The sequence below is a fragment of the Sphingobacterium paludis genome, assembly GCF_004364125.1.
Lineage (GTDB): Bacteria > Bacteroidota > Bacteroidia > Sphingobacteriales > Sphingobacteriaceae > Sphingobacterium > Sphingobacterium paludis.
Window position 1 is genome coordinate 185,891 of the sequence record NZ_SNZV01000001.1, and the last position, 19,630, is coordinate 205,520.

Genomic DNA, 19,630 nt, shown 5'->3' on the forward strand with positions numbered 1-19,630 from the left:
TTTAAAATTTTTTATCAGCAAATACATGTTTACTGTTTAATTATTACCTTTGTGTGTAAAATAATTAAATAGGTAGCGCGTAGAGAATGGTTTTTCGTGACTGCCTGTCGTTAACCTTTATGTTTTACATATCAATATGAAAGAAAAAATTTTGGCAGCAGCCATATTTGTTAGTATCAGTACAGGGGCATGGGCGCAAAGTGCATTTGGTATTCGAGGGGGGCTAAATCTCGCAACGGAGTTTTCGCGGCAGGATAATCGATCTGGTACAACTAAAATCGCACCCTCATTTCATTTTACAGGATATTATGACGCACCAATATCGCAAAGCTTCTCTATTCAGCCCGGCCTTTCTTTGCAAGGAAAAGGGGGAAGGTATGATTTGAATAGGGAATCTTTTACCGATAAGCTCCTATACATTGAAGTTCCCGTTAACTTTCTGGGAAGGATTGAAGCTGGAAATGGCGATATGTTTTTCGGGGGCGGACCTTATTTCGCTTATGGCGTTCGTGCAAGAGTATCATCTCGAGGAAAATCGCAGCGCGTGGATTTTGGACAAGGCCCTCATCAACTCAAGCGTTTTGACACCGGAATAGGATTTTTGGCAGGTTATCGATTTTCAAACAGATTAGTGCTGAGTATAGCCAGCTCGGCCGGGTTCATAAATATTGGCAATACCGACGAGGCGAAATTGCTAAACCGCGTGACGTCTTTTAGTGTGGGGTACGAGTTCGGGAAGCGCTAGCTGACGTTTTTGATCTGCCGTACGTTGTTTGAGAACCTGTTTTTTAAGAAGATGCTTACAAGCTATGGTGTGGCAAAAAACTGTACATGTAGAACGCGGTGCACAGTCTGCTCGCTGCGGCAAAGCGTCACATGATCTGCATAGCATGCTGTGCTATGTAGACGCGCAAATAGATAATAAAGAGTTCAAACGCTGAAAAGATGGGAAAGATAATAATAGGAGTGGCTTTGCTTTACGCCACGATGCTAGGGTCACAATGCACTGTCGTTAAAAACAACGTAGCTGCGAGGCCAAAAGTCAGTACGCCGTTGGGCGTGTTGGAAGGAATCCAGGATGGAGATGTGGAAGCCTTTAAAGGAATCCCTTATGCTGCGGCTCCGGTTGGACCACTACGGTGGCGCGCGCCGCAAGCCGTCACGCCGTGGGCAGGTATCCGGGATGCCAGTAAATTTTGCGACGAATGCGCGCAGGTGACCTGGCCCTATGATGCTGGCAAAATTAAAGCGAATACCTCGGAAGACTGCCTTTATATCAATCTTTGGCGTCCAGCCAAGCGAAGTAGAGGTAAGCGTTTGCCGGTTATGGTTTGGATCCATGGCGGGTCGTTCGTTGGCGGAGGCAGCTCTGATACGGTAACGTCCGGAGCAGCCTTCGCTAGGCAAGGGGTCATACTTGCCAGTATCAACTATCGTTTAGGGAGGTTTGGCCACTTTGCTTTCCCAGCCCTTTCAGCAGAACATCCCGAAGAACCCAAGGGCAGCTATGCGCATATGGATCAGATAGCAGCATTGCAATGGATTAAAAACAATATTGCATCATTCGGTGGCGACCCTAATAATGTTACTATTTTCGGTGAATCTGCAGGGGGTTTATCCATTCATTCGCTGTTAACGATTCCTGCAGCAAAAGGCTTGTTCCACAAAGCGATTATCCAATCGGCCGGGGGGCGGAATGCCGGGCTAACCGGCAGGCCAATACAGGAAGAAAATGCCGACCCGCACCATCCTGTTTCCGCACAAACGATAGGCATTAACTTTGCGCGGAGCCGGGGCATACAAGAAACGGATGCGGCCGCATTAGCGCAACTCCGCGCACTTCCGTTCGAACAGGTGGTAGGGGGAGGCGAAGAAATTTACAGCCCTAAGCCTCATGCTGTAAGCACGTATGCGGGACCTATCGTGGACGGTAAGCTGGTTGTCGAAACTCCGGAGCAGGCATATGCAACCGGGCGCCAGTCAAAAGTTCCACTCTTGATCGGTTTTAATAGCGCAGAGATCCTTGCTGGAGTGGTCAATGCGCAATCTAAGGAGGAACTTTTTTCTAAGTTTGCCCCCTATAGTGAAGAAGCAAAAAAGGCGTATGACCCGGAAGGCAACCGAACATTGGAAGCCTTGTTGCCCATGGTGAACACCGATAAAGGATGGGCGGAACCCTCACGCTTCACGGCAAGATCGTTCACCACAAACGACTCGGATGCGTTTGTTTACCTTTTCGATTACGTTCAAACCGCGTTTAGACCCTATTTTCCTTACGGCGCATTCCACACCACCGAGATACCTTTTGTTTTTAATAATCTTCCTGGTGGGAATGGCGTTAAGCTAACGGAGACCGACAAGCAAGTCGCTGCCATGATGAATACGTATTGGGCAAACTTTGCGAAAAATGGAGACCCTAATAGATCCGGACTTCCAAGATGGGAAAAGCACGATGCAGGAGATGATACGCTGTTGGAAATTCGCAGCGATGGCACAGCGAGCTCTAGACCGGACCCATCAAAGCTGCGCCTTAATGTGATAGAAAATACAATTCCGACCTGGAAATAAGCATGAAAACAAGGGCGACATCAGTTAGCCAAATAGACGAGCTAGAAAGCCCTTTTTCCGGTTCTTAAGTACCCATAGTAATTCATCGGGATGCCGCTGAACAAGTTGGTTTGGGCCAAATTTTCCCCAAGCAAACCCAACGCCATTTTCACCGGCCGTGAGGTCGGCGATTGTCCATTCATCGCCTTCAAACTCCGACAGAAACGCTTCAAATTCAGGTTTGTTTTTTAGGAAGTCGGTTTTCGGAACACAGCTTCCGTTATGCTGCCACACCTCCGAAACGGTATTGATCTGGAAATCGTTGATATAATTTTTGCCGGGGTTTTCGTGGAAATTTAAAAGATGCTCAAGATATTCATGAAGATCTTGAGAATGCACCATAAAAACCGCTGGGTCGTGACAAGCAAAAAACACCTTGCCGAGATTTCCACGGCTGTCGATATCAAGCACCCAGTAGTTTCCGAAACCATCGTGGCCCAAAGTAACAGAGTTTGGTGACAATTCCCAAAATCCAAACTCATCGATCGAGTCAAAATAAACCATGTTGAATGCGGCACTGTCCCAACCACGGGTCACCTGTAAAATTTCTAGCAGTTCGTCAGCGATGTGTTTACCCGGAAACGATTCGCGGAGTTCCCGTATTTCGGCTTCGCTAAGTGGATCCAGGAAATCTAAGGTATAGCTTTCCCCATCTTCGTCTATAAACGAATTGGTTTTCAATGTGTTGATGATTTCGAGGTTCGTCATATCGTTTCGCTATAGGGTCTTCATCATAAACAGACGCATGAATTTGCGATCAGCTTCTAATATACGAAATAGCGGTGTTTTCGCCAAAAACGGACGGTCATCGTCTATTGCTTAAAGCCGCTGAGGCACTTTGCAACGCACATTTACTTTTTCCAGGGGATACGTTCTTATGAAGGTAGACAGGGCGTAGCTGTGAAAATAGATACGATTCTGTTATTTATTGAGACTGTTTAACTAACCAGGGGAGTTGCTTACTCTTAAATTTGTGTCGACATCCAATTTCGCAGTTGCGATATATCTAAATAACAGAAAAAAAATAGTTCAATAGAGCATGAAAAAAAACACACTTATAGTCAGAACTGTGCTAGCGTGTGCACTACTGCTTGCGTCCTGCAATACCCAAAAACGCGATCAGGTCAGTACATTAGCTCTTGCAGATCCCTTTATCTTGCAACATGATAACCGCTATTTTGCTTACGGAACAAGCTCTGACGATGGTTTTGAAGTGTACCAATCCGATAATCTGCAATCGTGGACAAAACACAAGCAGTTGCTGCTGAAGAAGGAAGACTCTTACGGAAACAAGTGGTTTTGGGCTCCTGAAGTCTATTACCATCCTAAAACAGCTAAATTTCACCTTTTTTACTCTGCAGAAGAACATATCTGTGTGGCAATGGCTGATTCGCCGCTAGGCCCTTTTAAGCAAGTTGATAAGAAACCCATGCGAGCCGAGAAGGGCATTGACTCTTCGCTTTTTATCGACGAGGATGGTAAGGCTTATCTGTATTTTGTGCGCTTTACCGATGGGAATGAGATCTGGGTGGCCGAATTGGAAGATGATTGGCAAACGGTGAAAGAAGAAACATTGACGAAATGTATCCAGGCGGCCACACAACCATGGGAGAACGCGTTGGGTAAAGTTGCCGAAGGCGCTTCGGTCATCAAGCGTAAAGGAACGTATTATCTCCTTTATTCCGGTAATGATTTTCGCAGTCCGGAGTATGCTGTTGGTTTTGCTACGGCGAGCGCTCCGACCGGTCCTTGGGTAAAGTCTACGCAAAACCCCATTTTGCATCGACCGGAAAAAACGCTCGTTGGAACGGGGCACGGCGCTTATTTTACAGATAAAAAAGGAAAGTTGAAATACGTTTTCCATGCACATAAGGATAGCTCGAAGGTTAATCCGCGACTTCTTTACATTGTTGATATGGCGATCGAAAACAAAGAGGTAACCATGGATAAGAGCAGTATCATTCGCCCGCAGGTGGTTGAATAAAACGGCCAATGAAATGCGCGCAATGCTGTAATCTTCAAAAGCTGGAGACGCTTTTGTCTTTCCTGTGGTTTTCAGCCGTTGTGTACAAAAAATGTAGCTGGGCGTAATTGTTTTCTGAGCGTAATAAAAATGTTTTAGCTTCCTTTTTGTTGCGTAGTATTTTCTAAATAATATGTACCTTTGCACCATCAATTCAAGCTATGAGTGACGCTATAAAACATGAGTGCGGTATAGCACTTGTTCGACTACTGAAACCCCTATCTTATTATCAGGAAAAATACGGAACGCCCTACTATGGCATTAACAAGTTGTATCTTCTTATGGAGAAGCAGCATAATAGAGGCCAAGATGGAGCGGGTATTGCAACGATCAAATTTGATGTGAAACCGGGCAACCGATACATTTCCCGGTACCGTGCTATGGGGTCTTCTGCTGTCGCCGATATTTTCGAATACGTGCAGAAGAAGTTTGCTGCAGTGAATAAGGCTTATCCGGTGGAATCCAAGGATACCGATTGGTTGAAAGAGCATGTGAGCTTTACGGGAGAAGTCCTTCTGGGGCACCTTCGCTACGGAACACATGGTAAGAACAGTATCGAAAGTTGTCACCCATTCTTACGCCAAAACAATTGGATGACACGTAACCTGGTCGTTGCCGGTAACTTCAATATGACGAATGTTGACGAGCTGTTGCAACAGCTGTATGAATTGGGTCAGCACCCGAAAGAGCAGGCCGATACCGTAACCGTATTAGAGAAAATAGGGCACTTTCTGGATGATGAAAATCAGGAACTTTTCGATCAATTCAAACAAGAAGGCTACTCGAATATAGAAATCAGTGCGCAGATAGCAAAGAACCTCGATGTTGCCAAAATATTGACCCGTTCCGCAAAAACATGGGACGGTGGATATACCATTGCTGGTATCTTCGGTCATGGCGACGCGTTCGTGATGCGCGATCCAGCGGGTATACGTCCGGCATTTTACTATCAGGATGATGAAGTGTTGGTAGTTGCCTCAGAGCGCCCCGTGATTCAAACCGCATTTAACGTGCCTTTGGGAGCCGTACAGGAAATTAAACCAGGACATGCGTTGATCGCTAAAAAAGACGGTACGATAACGCAAGAGATGTTCCGCCAGCCAGCAGAACAAAAATCCTGTTCGTTCGAACGGATCTATTTCTCGCGCGGGTCCGACGCCGATATCTATAAAGAACGTAAAGAATTAGGACGCTTACTATGTCCGCAGATTTTGGAAGCGGTAGGGAGTGATATTAAAAATACGGTCTTTTCTTTTATCCCGAATACAGCAGAAGTTTCATATTACGGTGTGATGGAAGGGATCAATACCTACGTCCGTAAATACCAAAAAGATGTATTATTGAAACGAGCTGATAAGATCTCTGACGCCGAATTGGAAGAGATGATCAATATCACGCCCCGATTTGAGAAGCTCAATGTGAAGGATGCAAAGTTGCGTACCTTCATCACGCAGGATGCCGATCGGACTGATATGGTGCAGCATGTATATGATACCACGTACGGTATTGTGAAAGACCATCAAGATACAATCGTAGCGATTGATGATTCGATCGTGCGGGGTACCACGCTTAAGCAAAGTATCTTAACTATTCTAGATCGTTTGAATCCGAAAAAAATTGTGATTGTCTCTTCAGCACCGCAGATTCGTTACCCAGACTGTTACGGGATTGATATGTCCAGAATGGGCGAATTCGTAGCCTTTGAAGCGGCAATATCCTTACTCAAACAAAATGGTTTAGCCCATATTGTGGATGAAGTATATCAACGCTGTTTGGCCTCGGTTACGAAGCCAAAAGACGAGGTAGAAAACTACGTAAAAGCAATTTACGAGCCCTTTACCGATGTAGAGATCTCTGCAGAAATTGCACGCATCATCCGCCCACATAATTTGAAAGCCGAACTTGAGGTCGTTTATCAAACCTTGGACAACTTGCATAAAGCCTGTCCAAACCATTTGGGCGATTGGTATTTCTCTGGCGATTATCCGACACCTGGTGGTAACAAGGTGGTGAATAAAGCCTTTATGAACTGGGTAGAGGGGAAGAACGTAAGAGCGTATTTTAGTAGTTAAACTATTGTACTTAGATTATAGTACTAGATTATAGTACTTAGAAAAGTGTAGAGCGTATTGAGTATTGCGTATTGAGACATGTGTGTGAATAGATTGCAGTACTTAGATTGTAGTAGTTAGATTATAGTACTTAGAAAAGTGTAGTGCGTATTGAGTATTGCGTATTGAGACATGTGTGTGAATAGATTGTAGTAGTTAGATTATAGTACTTAGAAAAGTGTAGAGCGTATTGAGGTATGTGTATGAATAGATTTTAGTACTTCGTTATGTAGATTTAGTGTGGCGCCAAGTCAGTGATGCCTGATGCATGTTAAAGTGAGATCCTACAAAAGGCGGGAAGGAGCGTCATTGCGAGCCAGAGGAACGAGGGCGCGGCAATCTTGCGTGTCGGGAGACTTATGACCCTTAAATTTTGACTTTTTACTTATCACGTTCGACTTCTTACTTTTTTTACTTTTTACTTTTTCGTTTTTACTTTATTTCATATCTTTGCAGCTCATTAAATATTAACAGATTTATTATATAACAATGTACGCAATAGTAAATATAGCAGGACAGCAATTTAAGGTTGCAAAAGACCAATATCTTTTTGTGCACCGTTTACAAGGAGACGAAGGCGCTAGTATTGAATTTGACAATGTATTGTTAGCAGAAGACGGTGGTAAATTCACTGTAGGTACACCAAGTATTTCAGGTGCTAAAGTTTCGGCTACTATTTTGTCTCATTTGAAAGGTGATAAAGTTATCGTTTTCAAGAAAAAACGTCGTAAAGGCTACAAAAAGAAAAACGGTCACCGTCAACAATTCACTAAAATCCAGATTACTGGTATCAGTTTATAATCGAGTTTTTAATCTGACTGTTTCCAACAGTCATAAATTAGGATAAAGAAATGGCACATAAAAAAGGTGCGGGTAGTTCCAAGAACGGCCGTGAGTCACATAGCAAGAGATTAGGTATTAAGATTTTCGGTGGTCAGCTAGCTATCGCTGGTAACATCATCGTACGTCAACGCGGTACATTGCACAACCCTGATGCTAACGTAGGTGTAGGTAAAGACCACACATTGTACGCACTAGTTGATGGTACTGTTGTTTTTCGTAAGAAAGCAAACAACAAATCTTATGTATCAGTAGTTCCAGTTGCTGCTGCTGAGCAAAACTAATAAGGTTTATACCCATAAAAAAGCCGTGAAGAGTTATTTCTTCACGGCTTTTTTTGTGGGGTATTACGTTGTTATATGAGGTGTGGTGAGCCATGTCGCGGGTTGTTGGATGAATCACCGCTTTTCGAGCAGGAGTGTCAGCGATTTTATTTAGCGTGTGCTCATTCGCTCCCTACGCGATGCAAAGGGCTTACACAGTGCTTTTCGCTCAAAGTAGCTTAGGAAAAAAGTCTTTTCGCCCTGAAATAAAAGTAGAGTCCTAGCGCGAAAACAGGTGCGCTTATCGATAAGTACAGCGCAGCGGGCATCGGTGCATCTGCTACCCCTATAGACTGGCTGTTGAATTGCGATAGATAAATAAACCCAAATACAATTCCTACCATCATTAAAAGTTTTCCAATATTACTCATCTGTACGCATTTAATTGGGTGAATATAATAAATACCGGGCATAACTACCAGATGTTGTGGTCGACGTAACCTTGCAAAGGAACATGCTGCCGCGGTGAGGGCGCTGTATAATCAGCGTGGATGGAAATCGGTGGGGCTTTGTTCGGCGTGTTTCCCCATATACTGAATTTTAGATACAAAAAAACAGGTCATCGTATTATTACCCGTTTTTAAAATCAGCTACTTCTTCCAAATAAAAAAAGGAGTTTTTGACCTACAAAAACTCCTTTTTAACAACTAGTATTATTGTTCGTTTAGACGATTAGCATCGCATCGCCGTACGAATAAAATCTATACTTCTCTTTGACAGCTACTTCGTAAGCATTCATGGTGTTTTCATAACCTGCGAAAGCCGCAATCATCACTAATAACGTAGATTCTGGTGTATGGAAATTCGTAATCATTGAATTTGCAATGCTGAAATCATAAGGCGGATAGATAAACTTACTGGTCCAATCGTTGGCAGCCTTGAGGTGCTTATCTGCGGAAACAGACGATTCAATTGCGCGCATCGACGTCGTTCCGACAGCGCATACGCGTCTTTTCGCATCGATTCCCTTGTTCACCACGCGAGCCGCTTCGTCCGATATGATGAACTGCTCAGAATCCATCTTGTGTTTCGTTAAATCTTCCACTTCAACGGTACGGAAGGTGCCCAAACCAACGTGCAGCGTGACCTCAGCAAAATCAACCCCTTTTAGTTCTAGGCGTTTCATCAGCTCGCGAGAAAAGTGAAGACCCGCTGTTGGAGCCGCTACAGCCCCTTCATTCTTTGCATATATGGTTTGGTAACGGAATTTGTCTTCCGGTGTAGCTTTCCGCTTGATGTATTTAGGTAATGGCGTCTCGCCTAATATTTCGATGTTACGGCGAAACTCTTCGTCCGTACCTTCAAACAAGAAACGGATGGTTCTCCCACGAGACGTCGTATTGTCTACCACTTCAGCGACCAATAAATCGTCATCTCCGAAATAAAGCTTGTTGCCTACACGAATTTTGCGTGCTGGATCTACCAAAACGTCCCAAAGACGCAATTCTTTGTTTAATTCTCTTAATAAAAACACCTCAATGGTAGCACCCGTTTTTTCCTTATTGCCATACATACGAGCAGGAAAGACTTTGGTATTATTCAATATCATGACGTCTTTGTCGTCAAAATAATCCAATACGTCCTTGAAAATTTTGTGTTCTATCTTTCCTGAATCACGGTGCAAAACCATCAAGCGAGATTCATCCCGTTGTTCCGAAGGTTCTGATGCCAATAAAGACTCTGGTAAATTGAATTTAAACTGTGATAATTTCATCTTTTGTATCTATGTTTTGTTCCACTGAAACCGCTAATTAACTGCATGGTTAAGGGTTTCAAAAGCTTACAAAGCTACGTATTATAAATCTAAAAAGTGCTATTTTTCGCGGTATATTCGTTGGCAATCATTAATTCTGCTATATTTATAGGCATATATGTTTTTAGTTTTCACCCTGATTAAAGAGAGTTTCTTGTTTGCGGTATCAGCGTTAAAAGATAACCGCACGAGAACGTTATTGTCTCTGCTGGGGGTGACTATTGGGATCATGACCATCATCGGTGTGCTTTCTGCGGTGGATACGCTGCGAAACAATTTGGAGGAGTCTGTCCGGAAAATAGGTAGCCGCGTGTTGTACATTGAAAAATGGCCGTGGGATGGAGGGCCTGACTTTCCCTGGTGGAAGTATGTAAATCGTCCAGAATCCCGATATGCCGACTTTGAGTCCGTAAAAGCGCGTATGACCACAGCAGAGGAAGTGGCGTATTCGGTAAATATTGGTGATGCGACCGCTAAATACAAAAATAACTCAGCGTCTAATATCAGTGTGGTGGGCGCAACGCACGGCATCTTAAAAATAGGAAACCTCGACATTGTGGATGGCCGCTATTTTACCGAACAAGAATCACGTGCCGGTTCAAACAGCGTGATTTTAGGTGCGACCATTGCCGAAGGATTGTTTCCGGTAGAAGAACCAATCGGTAAATATGTTACCCTGATGGGGCGAAAGCTTCAGGTCATTGGCGTGTTGAAGAAAGAAGGCTCCGGTATATTGATTGATGTTTCTAACGATGATGTGGCATATATCCCGTTCAGCTTGGCCAGAAATTTGGTGAACTACGAAAAGTATTCCCCCAGTATTTCTATTGAAGTAAAACCCCATATCACGCTGGAAGAAGCCGAAAGTGAACTGATAGGCATTATGCGGTCAATAAGACGTTTGCCACCTGCTCGGGAAAACGATTTCTCCGTCAACAAAACTACGCTTATTACGGCGCAGCTCGATCAAATGTTTGCTGTTATCAACCTCGCCGGTTTTTCCATCGGAATCTTTTCTATTTTGGTGGGCGGCTTCGGTATCGCTAATATTATGTTCGTGAGTGTGCGTGAACGAACAAACCTCATCGGTATACAAAAGGCACTTGGTGCAAAGCAATTCTTTATACTCGCTCAATTTCTGATAGAAAGCATATTACTTTGTCTGATCGGTGGCGCTATCGGTTTGCTATGCGTCTATGGCCTAGCAGCCCTCGTGCAGGCACTCTTAGACTTTAAAGTAATCGTGAGCATGCAAATGGTGGTTCTAACGACCACGCTCTCCACTGTAATTGGCCTAGTTGCCGGAATAGTGCCCGCTATCAACGCCGCTTCGATGGATCCTGTGGAAGCTATACGGAGCAAATAAGAAGATTTTTTGATGAAAGCCTAGCTTTTATTTCGCTTTTGCGTTCCGGATTACTCGAAAAAATGTTGTATTTTAATTCCGGTAAATTGCAATGCGAATTTTTAACAAAAGAGTAAATTATGGCTGAATTAGACAAAAAAGAAGAACTTGCTTCAGAAATTCTTACTGAGGAATCATTAGATAATATACACCACGTAAACAATCCCGTCCTTGATGTACCCGCAATAGAAAAGAAGTACTTGGGTGGGCCAATTTCGTATATAAAGGATAGCAATCGATTTCTATTTACAGATGGGAAAGCAAGCGTAGAAATAAAAATATTTTCGGATGAAATCATCCGTGTGCGTTTGGCACCGCAGGGATCTTTTCTGGATGATTTCTCGTATGCGATCCGTAAGGATCTCGATCTGCACCCGACATCTTTTACATTGGAAGAAACGCCAGATGCGTATCTGTTGAAGACTAGCTTGGTCGTTTGTAGGTTGCAGAAGGAAGATTTTCGTGTCGCCTTTGAGGACGTGCAGGGCAAGGTTTTCAACGAAGACCACAAACCGCTGCATTGGGAGGAAAACGTCGATTTCGGTGGATATTATGTGTATTGCACGAAGAAGGCTGCCGAAGATGAAGTATTTTTTGGTCTTGGTGACAAGTCGTCCAACTTAAATTTGCGGGGTCGCCGTTTCAGCAATTGGAATTCCGATACCTACGGTTTTGGTTTTAACCAAGATCCGCTGTACAAAACTATTCCTTTTTATATTGGCGTCACCGGTGGCGACGCTTATGGTATATTTTTCGATAATACCTTTAAAACCTATTTCGATTTTGCAGCCGAAGAGCACGATAGGACAAGTTATTGGTCTGAAGGCGGCGAGATGCAATACTACTATATCCATGGTCCACAGATGATGGATGTGGTAAAACGTTACCACGAGTTGACGGGCACGCACTTTATGCCGCCGCTTTGGGCTATAGGTTACCATCAATGTCGATGGAGCTACTATCCAGAATCCAATGTGCGTGAGGTCGCTGATCAATTTAGAAAAAGACAAATTCCTTGTGACGCCATTTACCTCGATATCGATTACATGGACGGATACCGTTGCTTCACTTGGAATAAGCGCTATTTTCCTGATCCGAAAAAGATGATTGCTGACCTAGCTGCCAATGGATTCAAGACGGTGGTCATGATTGATCCCGGTATCAAGGTCGATGAGGACTATTGGGTATTCCAGGAAGGTAAAGAGAATAGGTATTTTTGCCGGCGGGGCGATGATTATTTTATGGAGGGTTACGTTTGGCCGGGGCGCTGCCAGTTCCCGGATTATACAAACCCAAAAGTAAGAGCATGGTGGGGTACCTTGTACCGTGGGCTCGTGGAAGATGGTGTCGCAGGTGTGTGGAACGACATGAATGAGCCGGCCGTCTTTGGACGGGGCACATTTCCGGGCGATGTTCGCCATTATTATGAGGGATATCGAGGATCTCACCGAAAAGCCCACAACATCTATGGTATGCAAATGGTGCGCTCCACCTATGATGGGCTTAAAAAGCTGCAGCACAATAAACGTCCATTTACCATCACCCGTGCAGCTTATGCCGGCACGCAGCGCTATTCCTCGGTGTGGACGGGTGATAACATAGCTACTTGGGAACACCTTCGCATAGGTATTTTGCAGTTGCAGCGCCTCTCGGTATCTGGACTTTCATTTTGCGGTACAGATATCGGCGGATTTACCGGCGAGCCTGATGGTGAGCTTTACACGCGCTGGATGCAGTTTGGTGTTTTCTCGCCATTTATGCGCGTGCACTCGGCTGGCGACACGCGCGATCGGGAACCCTGGAGCTTCGGCCCGGAATGGGAAGCTATCTGTAAAAGCTTCATCGAGTTACGCTACAAGCTACTTCCCTATATCTATAGTGCTTTCTGGCGTCAGCATAAGTACCGCGAGCCAATATTAAGACCCATCGCCATGCTGGAACAAAAAAAGAAAGAGAATTTACAGCGGGAAGAAGAGTTTGCTTTTGGTCATCATATCCTGGTGTCGCCTGTCCTGCATCCAGGCCAACAATCTAAAATCGTTTACCTTCCCGAAGGCGATTGGTACGATTATTTTGATCATACCCTGTACGCGGGCGGTAAAGAGCATCAGGTTGATACGCCGTTGGATAAAATGCCCATTTTCGTTCGTGGCGGAAGCGTTATCCCCGAGTATCCCGTGATGCAATATACAGGCGAAAAAAACATAGACTGCCTTCGGTTAAACATCTATTACGTAGATGGACGTCAGGATTCGGATGTGTATGTAGACCATGGCGAAACGTTCGCCTACGAGCAAAGTGTGTACAGCGAAAAACATTTCATTGTAGAAGGAAACAAACAAAGTTTGATCGTGACGCAGAATCAACAAGGACTATACAATGAACGGTTTGATACCTATAAAATTTATTTGATTGGACTGCCCTTTGACGTGAACAAAATCGACGTCGATGGTGTTATCATACATATAACGATGGATGAAGATAACTCGCCTTATTTTTCCGTAGAAAAGGAATTCAGAAAATTAACGATTGGATAATAACAAAATATAATGAGCGAAAAGGTAGGAGTTTATTCTTTATTTACGGAGTTCGATATTAGCCTGTTTCGGTCAGGAAAACATTTTAAACTTTATGAGAAGCTGGGCTCGCACAGCTTGGTGGTTGATGGACAGCAGGGCGTATATTTTGCTGTCTGGGCGCCAAATGCAGCCAGCGTCTCTGTCATTGGAAATTTCAACGGCTGGAATGAAGACAGTCATCAGTTGCATGTGCGCTGGGATAGCAGCGGTATTTGGGAAGGTTTTATAGGGGGGCTTGACGCAGGCGAGGTTTATAAATATCATATCATCTCACAGAGCGGAGAAAAGCTACAAAAAGCAGATCCGTTTGCCCTTCGGAATGAGTTGCCTCCGCGAACCGCTTCGGTCGTAGCAAACACTTGGTATCAGTGGGAGGACAGCTCCTGGATGCAACATCGTAAAAAGACGAACGCACTGGATCGCCCTTTTTCGGTCTATGAGATGCATATGGGGTCTTGGGCGCGAGATGCTGATGATCCGGAACGATTTTTAAGTTACCGAGAAATAGCCGATCGCTTAGTACCTTATATCAAGGAAATGGGGTTCACCCATGTGGAGTTCATGCCCGTGATGGAGCATCCCTACTATCCTTCATGGGGGTATCAAATAACCGGATATTTTGCCGCATCTTGTCGGTATGGCAGTGCGCAGGATTTGATGTTTCTCATCGAAAGCCTGCATCAACATGACATCGGTGTTATTCTCGACTGGGTACCGTCACACTTTCCGGGCGATGCGCATGGATTGTATCGCTTCGACGGATCCCATCTTTTCGAACATGAAGATCCGCGAAAAGGCTATCACCCCGATTGGAAATCCTATATTTTTAACTACGGAAGGAATGAAGTACGATCTTTCCTGATATCCAATGCCTTCTTTTGGCTGGATCGGTATCATATCGATGGGTTGCGCGTAGATGCTGTAGCCTCCATGCTGTATCTGGACTATTCGCGTGAGGAAGGACAGTGGGAACCCAATGTATATGGCGGACGCGAAAATCTGGAAGCCGTACACTTTTTTCGGGAATTTAACGAAGCCGTATATAGCCACTTTCCCGATGTACAAACCATTGCAGAAGAGTCAACCTCGTGGCCAGGCGTAACCACGCCTACCTTCGCTAATGGATTAGGGTTTGGCATGAAGTGGATGATGGGCTGGATGCATGACACACTCAATTATTTCAAAGAAGACCCCATCAATCGAAAGTACCACCATCATCATATGACCTTTGCTACGGTGTATGGTTTCTTGGAGAACTTTATGCTACCATTATCGCATGATGAGGTGGTGTACGGCAAGCAGTCTATGATTTACAAAATGCCGGGCGATGATTGGCAAAAATTTGCTAATCTGCGAGCACTCTACCTCTATATGTACACGTTTATCGGTACCAAACTACTTTTTATGGGTGGCGAGTTTGCCCAGACTGCGGAATGGAATGTGAACCAATCGTTAGATTGGCACCTTACCCAATACGCGCCCCATAGCGGCATGCAAAAATTTGTAAAAGCGCTAAATGCACTTTACCGGTCTGAGCCTGCCCTGTATGAAAAAGGGTTCAGTAATGAGGGCTTCCAGTGGATTGAATTAGGAGATCAGGAAAATAGCATATTTGTTTATTTACGTCGTGGGCATGACGAAGAAAACGATATTTTGGTTGTGGTTAATCTCACCCCGATAGTCCGGGAATACCGAATAGGTGTGCCATCCTCTGGAACCTGGCAGGTTATTCTTAACTCGGACGATCTACAATTCTATGGAAGTGGATCGCAGCAAGGAAATGTTGAATCAGACGCTATTTCATGGATGAATTTTGAACAATCTATACCATTGAATTTACCGCCTCTAGGAGGTTTAGTTTTAAAACGAGTTTAACATGCATGTGATACATTTAAGTGTGGAGTGTTTTCCACTTGCCAAAGTTGGCGGTCTGGCCGATGTCGTAGGCGCCTTACCACGTTATCAGCGAAAGTTCGGCGTGGATGCTTGGGTTGTAAGTCCATTCTACGACAAGCCATTTACCAAAGAACGGCAGTTTCAACTTGTGCATGGCGGGACGTTTACACAAGGAGCAGAAACATTAGCCTATGAAGTGCTTAAGGAGGAAAACGATCCATTAGGTTTCCCGCTATACCTTATCCGTATACCCGGTAAACTCGATAGGGAGGAAGTATATTGTTATCCTGATGAAGCCGAGCAGTGGATCGCTTTCCAGCACGCATTTTTACGTTGGATTAGCGACACTGCTATTGTTCCGGATGTGGTCAACTGCCATGACCACCATGTAGGGCTTGTGCCGTTTTTGATGAAGCATGCTACAGATTTTAACCATTTGGCTGATGTGAAGACATTGTTCACCATTCACAACGGTCAATATCAAGGTTGGATGACTTGGGATAAAGGGTCGCTGCTTCCGGCATTCGATACCTGGAAATGGGGACTTTTAGATTGGGATGGGTTGATAAACCCATTTGCTGCTGCGGTAAAGTGTTGCGATGCGTTCTCCACCGTAAGTGAGGGCTATTTAAAAGAACTTTTTGTGCAAGCAAATGGATTGGAAAGATTATTTCAAATGGAAGCTGACAGAGGCTTCGGGATTATAAATGGCATTGACGATGCGTACTGGAACCCCGAGCTCGATACGCAAATTCCAAAAAAGTATAAAAAATCTTCGGTAAAATCTGGCAAAAAATCCAATAAGAAAGAGTTTTGCGACGCTGCCGCACTAGACAGTAATTTGCCGTTATTGGCTTTCATAGGGCGTTTTGCGCAGGAAAAAGGAGCCGATTTGTTACCTGACATAATCACGCATATTTTTTCTACGCTTGAAGATAAAATATGTATATTTATACTGGGCTCTGGCGATGAGGCCGTTGAGGAAGCATTGCAGGAACTGCAAGATCGTTATCCGCAGCGACTAGCAACATTTATCGGTTACAATGAGCAGTTGGCCCATCAGGTGTATGCCGCAGCCGATCTGTTGCTCATGCCGTCGCGGGTAGAGCCATGTGGTTTAAACCAGTTGTATGCCATGAAGTATGGTACAGTCCCTGTCGTACATGCTGTAGGCGGTTTGAAAGATACGGTAATAGACGTTGCAGCAGCGTCTGGTTACGGTTTCCTATTCCAAGCGCCAGAGGCCGAAGCAGCAGCACAAAGCGTCGTGCGCGCGGTTGAAACGCTAAAAGACCCTAGTGTCCTGCAAAAAATTAGGCAAAAAGCAATGTCACTTGATTTTTCTTGGGATAAATCAGCAAACAAGTATATACAATTGTATGACCAATTATAAGTTTTAGCTATGGCACACAAAGTAGTATCCATCGTATTAGGTGGCGGACGTGGAACACGTCTTTCCCCCTTGACAGAACAGCGCTCGAAACCAGCTGTACCTATTGCCGGAAAATATCGTTTGGTCGATATACCCATTTCAAACTGTCTGAACTCAGGCTACAATAAGATATTTGTGCTGACGCAGTTTAACTCCGCGTCTTTGAACAAACATATCAAAAACTCCTACAACTTCAGTATTTTTAGTAAGGGTTTTGTGGATATATTGGCGGCAGAACAGACCGTAGAAGGCGATCGCTGGTTTGAAGGCACGGCAGATGCAGTTCGGCGTACGCAGAAGAATCTCCTCAATGTAGATTACGACTACGTACTGATCTTATCCGGAGATCAGCTTTATCAAATGGATTACTCGCAGCTTATCGATTTTCATGTGGATAGTAAGAGTGATGTAACCATTGCAACAATTCCGGTCAACGCCAAGGATGCTACGGCATTTGGCATTTTGAAAGCTAATGAAGACAATGAAATTGTGTCTTTTACCGAAAAGCCGGATAGCCAAGAGGTACTGAATTGGTCTTCTGAGGTATCCGATGATATGGAGAAACAAGGGCGACGTTATTTAGCCTCCATGGGCATCTATGTATTTTCCAAGGGAGTGCTGAAGAGTATGCTCACCGAAAACCCCGGAATGGATTTCGGAAAAGAGATTATCCCTGATGCTATTGAGTCCAAGAAAGTGTTAAGCTATCAGTTTGATGGATATTGGACAGACATCGGGACGATAAAATCATTTTTTGATGCTAATATCGGGTTGACAGATGATATTCCTGACTTCAACCTATTTAACGAAACTGTTTTTACCCGGGCGCGTATGCTGCCGCCTTCGAAAATATCGGGCACGACCTTAAACAATACTATTGTTTCAGACGGCTGTATTTTGAACGGTGACAAGTTGGAGCGTTCGGTTATAGGAATCCGCTCGCGTATCGGAAAAGGAACGGTCATAAAAGCAACCTACATGATGGGCATTGACTACTATGAGCCGCTAGAGGATGTACTGACCCTCGGAACCACGCAACAACCGCCCCCGGTAGGAGTGGGAGAGCGTTGTTACATCGAAAATGCTATTTTAGACAAAAATTGCCGAATAGGTAATGATGTACGTATTAAAGGTGGACCACATCTGGAAGATGGCGATTACGAAACGCATACTATTCAGGATGGTGTTGTCGTTGTCAAGAAAAATGCCGTCATATCAAATGGAACACGGATTGGCTGTTAGCCTCAAAGCAAGTGCAAACCCCTTCGCATAAAAAATGGCTACTATGATCGAACATAGTAGCCATTTTTTATTGTTAGTTGCCGAACACTTCGGCGATTTATTAAACAAGTTTTCCTAGGGCTTCTTTCATCCGACGCAACGCTTCCTTTAAGTTTTCATCGGAAGCAGCATACGATAAGCGGATATAGTTATCGTTCCCAAAAGAGTCGCCACCAACGGTAGCGATGTGTCCTTCGTTCAGTAGGTACAAGGCTAAATCAGATGAACCTTTGATCGCGTTGCCTTTGCTATCCTTCTTCCCGAAAAACGAACTGATCTCCGGGAAAAAATAAAACGCGCCCTCAGGGAGATTAGTCTTTACGCCGGGGATGTCATTCAAAAGATCATAAACGAGTTGCCGACGGCGTATGAAAGCTTCCTTCATAGTTTGTACACTTTCCAAGCCGTCCTTGTAGGCTACGATACCAGCCCGTTGTGCGATTGAGCAGGTGCCGGAGGTTGTCTGTCCTTGCAACTTATCATTGGCGGCAGCGATCTCTTTGTTCGCAGCAATATAACCTAATCTCCAACCCGTCATCGCAAATGCCTTCGAAAAGCCGTTAACGATAATTACGCGATCTTTAATGCTATCAAACTGTGCAATGGATTCATGCTTGTCCACGAAATTAATATGCTCATAAATTTCATCGGAAAGAATAAAAATATCTGGATGTTTCTCGAAAACCTTCGCCAAGCCTTCTAGCTCTTCTTTGCTATACACTGAACCAGTCGGGTTGCAAGGAGATGAAAACATGAACAACTTCGTTTTCGGCGTGATCGCCGCTTCCAATTGTGCCGGTGTAATCTTGAAATCAGACTCGATATCTGTATTGATGAAGACCGATTTTCCCTCGGCCAATACCACCATTTCCGAGTAGGACACCCAGTATGGCGTAGGAATAATAACTTCATCGCCCGGGTTGATCAACGTCAAAATAACGTTTGAAAGGGATTGTTTCGCACCGGTAGAAACCACGATTTGCGCAGGCTCGTAATCCAGTCCGTTTTCGTTTTTCAATTTATCCACAATGGCTTGACGCAGCTCGGGATACCCCGGCACAGGGGAGTAGCGCGTAAAATTGTCATCCAACGCTTTTTTTGCTGCAGCTTTTACATTATCGGGTGTATTGAAATCGGGTTCACCTACACTAAGACTGATTACGTTGATGCCTTTTGCAGCTAACTCACGGCCTAGCTTTGTCATCTTAAGCGTTGCCGATTCGGATAGATTATTGATCCTATCTGATAAATATGATGTCGTACTCATGATGATACAAATATATTACATACTCTTCATTAATCACATCCAAATATTGATAAAAACGAAATCAAAGACTAAAAAAATATAAATATTATTAACATACCGAAGCTTCGGGTGGG

Annotated in this window: 14 protein-coding genes; 11 read left to right on the forward strand and 3 right to left on the reverse strand. The window is 44.3% G+C overall.

The genetic code is table 11. The features are described from left to right. Window positions 1-136: 136 nt before the first annotated feature. Together B0I21_RS00845 and B0I21_RS00850 are read left to right on the forward strand one after the other, a co-directional pair. Window positions 137-745, forward strand: a complete 609-nt coding sequence (locus B0I21_RS00845; RefSeq protein ID WP_133638457.1) for a porin family protein — start codon at window positions 137-139, stop codon at window positions 743-745. Window positions 746-945: 200 nt separating this feature from the next. Further along, complete coding sequence (locus B0I21_RS00850) at window positions 946-2,568, forward strand: carboxylesterase/lipase family protein (RefSeq protein WP_133638458.1); 1,623 nt, start codon at window positions 946-948, stop codon at window positions 2,566-2,568. 24 nt (window positions 2,569-2,592) lie between these two features. Here B0I21_RS00850 and B0I21_RS00855 read toward each other — a convergent pair whose 3' ends face one another. Beyond that, window positions 2,593-3,315, reverse strand: coding sequence for an SMI1/KNR4 family protein (locus B0I21_RS00855; protein ID WP_133638459.1), 723 nt, complete (start codon window positions 3,313-3,315; stop codon window positions 2,593-2,595). A 331-nt stretch (window positions 3,316-3,646) separates the two neighbouring features. On the opposite strand from B0I21_RS00855, the gene B0I21_RS00860 reads away from it, so the two are divergent. The 4 genes from B0I21_RS00860 to rpmA all read left to right on the forward strand — a co-directional run bounded on the left by B0I21_RS00860 (window position 3,647) and on the right by rpmA (window position 7,865). Further along, entirely contained in the window at window positions 3,647-4,591 is a 945-nt protein-coding gene (locus tag B0I21_RS00860) for a glycoside hydrolase family 43 protein (protein WP_133638460.1), read from the forward strand. Window positions 4,592-4,791: 200 nt separating this feature from the next. Next, window positions 4,792-6,702, forward strand: a complete 1,911-nt coding sequence (locus B0I21_RS00865) for an amidophosphoribosyltransferase (RefSeq protein WP_133638461.1) — start codon at window positions 4,792-4,794, stop codon at window positions 6,700-6,702. A gap of 528 nt (window positions 6,703-7,230) precedes the next feature. Next, window positions 7,231-7,542, forward strand: coding sequence for a 50S ribosomal protein L21 (gene rplU, locus B0I21_RS00870; protein WP_037494579.1), 312 nt, complete (start codon window positions 7,231-7,233; stop codon window positions 7,540-7,542). 50 nt (window positions 7,543-7,592) lie between these two features. Next, on the forward strand, window positions 7,593-7,865 hold the full coding sequence (gene rpmA, locus B0I21_RS00875) for a 50S ribosomal protein L27 (RefSeq protein ID WP_133638462.1): 273 nt from the start codon (window positions 7,593-7,595) through the stop codon (window positions 7,863-7,865). Window positions 7,866-8,568: 703 nt separating this feature from the next. Here the strand turns inward: rpmA and queA are convergent. Further along, on the reverse strand, window positions 8,569-9,618 hold the full coding sequence (gene queA, locus B0I21_RS00880; RefSeq protein WP_037494483.1) for a tRNA preQ1(34) S-adenosylmethionine ribosyltransferase-isomerase QueA: 1,050 nt from the start codon (window positions 9,616-9,618) through the stop codon (window positions 8,569-8,571). A gap of 157 nt (window positions 9,619-9,775) precedes the next feature. On the opposite strand from queA, the gene B0I21_RS00885 reads away from it, so the two are divergent. The 5 genes from B0I21_RS00885 (at window position 9,776) to B0I21_RS00905 (ending at window position 18,211) form a co-directional block, all read left to right on the forward strand. After that, a complete protein-coding gene (locus B0I21_RS00885; protein ID WP_133638463.1) occupies window positions 9,776-11,023 on the forward strand; it encodes an ABC transporter permease in 1,248 nt (415 codons plus the stop codon). 119 nt (window positions 11,024-11,142) lie between these two features. Beyond that, a complete protein-coding gene (locus tag B0I21_RS00890; RefSeq protein ID WP_133638464.1) occupies window positions 11,143-13,599 on the forward strand; it encodes a glycoside hydrolase family 31 protein in 2,457 nt (818 codons plus the stop codon). Between the two features lie 12 nt (window positions 13,600-13,611). Next, complete coding sequence (glgB, locus tag B0I21_RS00895) at window positions 13,612-15,516, forward strand: 1,4-alpha-glucan branching protein GlgB (protein WP_133638465.1); 1,905 nt, start codon at window positions 13,612-13,614, stop codon at window positions 15,514-15,516. 1 nt (window position 15,517) lies between these two features. Beyond that, window positions 15,518-16,930, forward strand: a complete 1,413-nt coding sequence (locus tag B0I21_RS00900; RefSeq protein ID WP_133638466.1) for a glycogen synthase — start codon at window positions 15,518-15,520, stop codon at window positions 16,928-16,930. A 9-nt stretch (window positions 16,931-16,939) separates the two neighbouring features. Beyond that, complete coding sequence (locus tag B0I21_RS00905; RefSeq protein ID WP_133638467.1) at window positions 16,940-18,211, forward strand: glucose-1-phosphate adenylyltransferase; 1,272 nt, start codon at window positions 16,940-16,942, stop codon at window positions 18,209-18,211. A 100-nt stretch (window positions 18,212-18,311) separates the two neighbouring features. On the opposite strand, the gene B0I21_RS00910 is transcribed toward B0I21_RS00905, so the two are convergent. After that, entirely contained in the window at window positions 18,312-19,517 is a 1,206-nt protein-coding gene (locus B0I21_RS00910) for a pyridoxal phosphate-dependent aminotransferase (protein WP_243835906.1), read from the reverse strand. Between the last annotated feature and the right edge of the window lie 113 nt (window positions 19,518-19,630).

What these genes read in the sequence shown, in the direction of transcription:
- B0I21_RS00845 (WP_133638457.1), top strand. Translation starts at nt 137, where the DNA reads ATGAAAGAAAAAATTTTGGCAGCAGCCATATTTGTTAGTATCAGTACA.
- B0I21_RS00850 (WP_133638458.1), top strand. Translation starts at nt 946, where the DNA reads ATGGGAAAGATAATAATAGGAGTGGCTTTGCTTTACGCCACGATGCTA.
- B0I21_RS00855 (WP_133638459.1), bottom strand. Translation starts at nt 3,315, where the DNA reads ATGACGAACCTCGAAATCATCAACACATTGAAAACCAATTCGTTTATA.
- B0I21_RS00860 (WP_133638460.1), top strand. Translation starts at nt 3,647, where the DNA reads ATGAAAAAAAACACACTTATAGTCAGAACTGTGCTAGCGTGTGCACTA.
- B0I21_RS00865 (WP_133638461.1), top strand. Translation starts at nt 4,792, where the DNA reads ATGAGTGACGCTATAAAACATGAGTGCGGTATAGCACTTGTTCGACTA.
- rplU (WP_037494579.1), top strand. Translation starts at nt 7,231, where the DNA reads ATGTACGCAATAGTAAATATAGCAGGACAGCAATTTAAGGTTGCAAAA.
- rpmA (WP_133638462.1), top strand. Translation starts at nt 7,593, where the DNA reads ATGGCACATAAAAAAGGTGCGGGTAGTTCCAAGAACGGCCGTGAGTCA.
- queA (WP_037494483.1), bottom strand. Translation starts at nt 9,618, where the DNA reads ATGAAATTATCACAGTTTAAATTCAATTTACCAGAGTCTTTATTGGCA.
- B0I21_RS00885 (WP_133638463.1), top strand. Translation starts at nt 9,776, where the DNA reads ATGTTTTTAGTTTTCACCCTGATTAAAGAGAGTTTCTTGTTTGCGGTA.
- B0I21_RS00890 (WP_133638464.1), top strand. Translation starts at nt 11,143, where the DNA reads ATGGCTGAATTAGACAAAAAAGAAGAACTTGCTTCAGAAATTCTTACT.
- glgB (WP_133638465.1), top strand. Translation starts at nt 13,612, where the DNA reads ATGAGCGAAAAGGTAGGAGTTTATTCTTTATTTACGGAGTTCGATATT.
- B0I21_RS00900 (WP_133638466.1), top strand. Translation starts at nt 15,518, where the DNA reads ATGCATGTGATACATTTAAGTGTGGAGTGTTTTCCACTTGCCAAAGTT.
- B0I21_RS00905 (WP_133638467.1), top strand. Translation starts at nt 16,940, where the DNA reads ATGGCACACAAAGTAGTATCCATCGTATTAGGTGGCGGACGTGGAACA.
- B0I21_RS00910 (WP_243835906.1), bottom strand. Translation starts at nt 19,517, where the DNA reads ATGAGTACGACATCATATTTATCAGATAGGATCAATAATCTATCCGAA.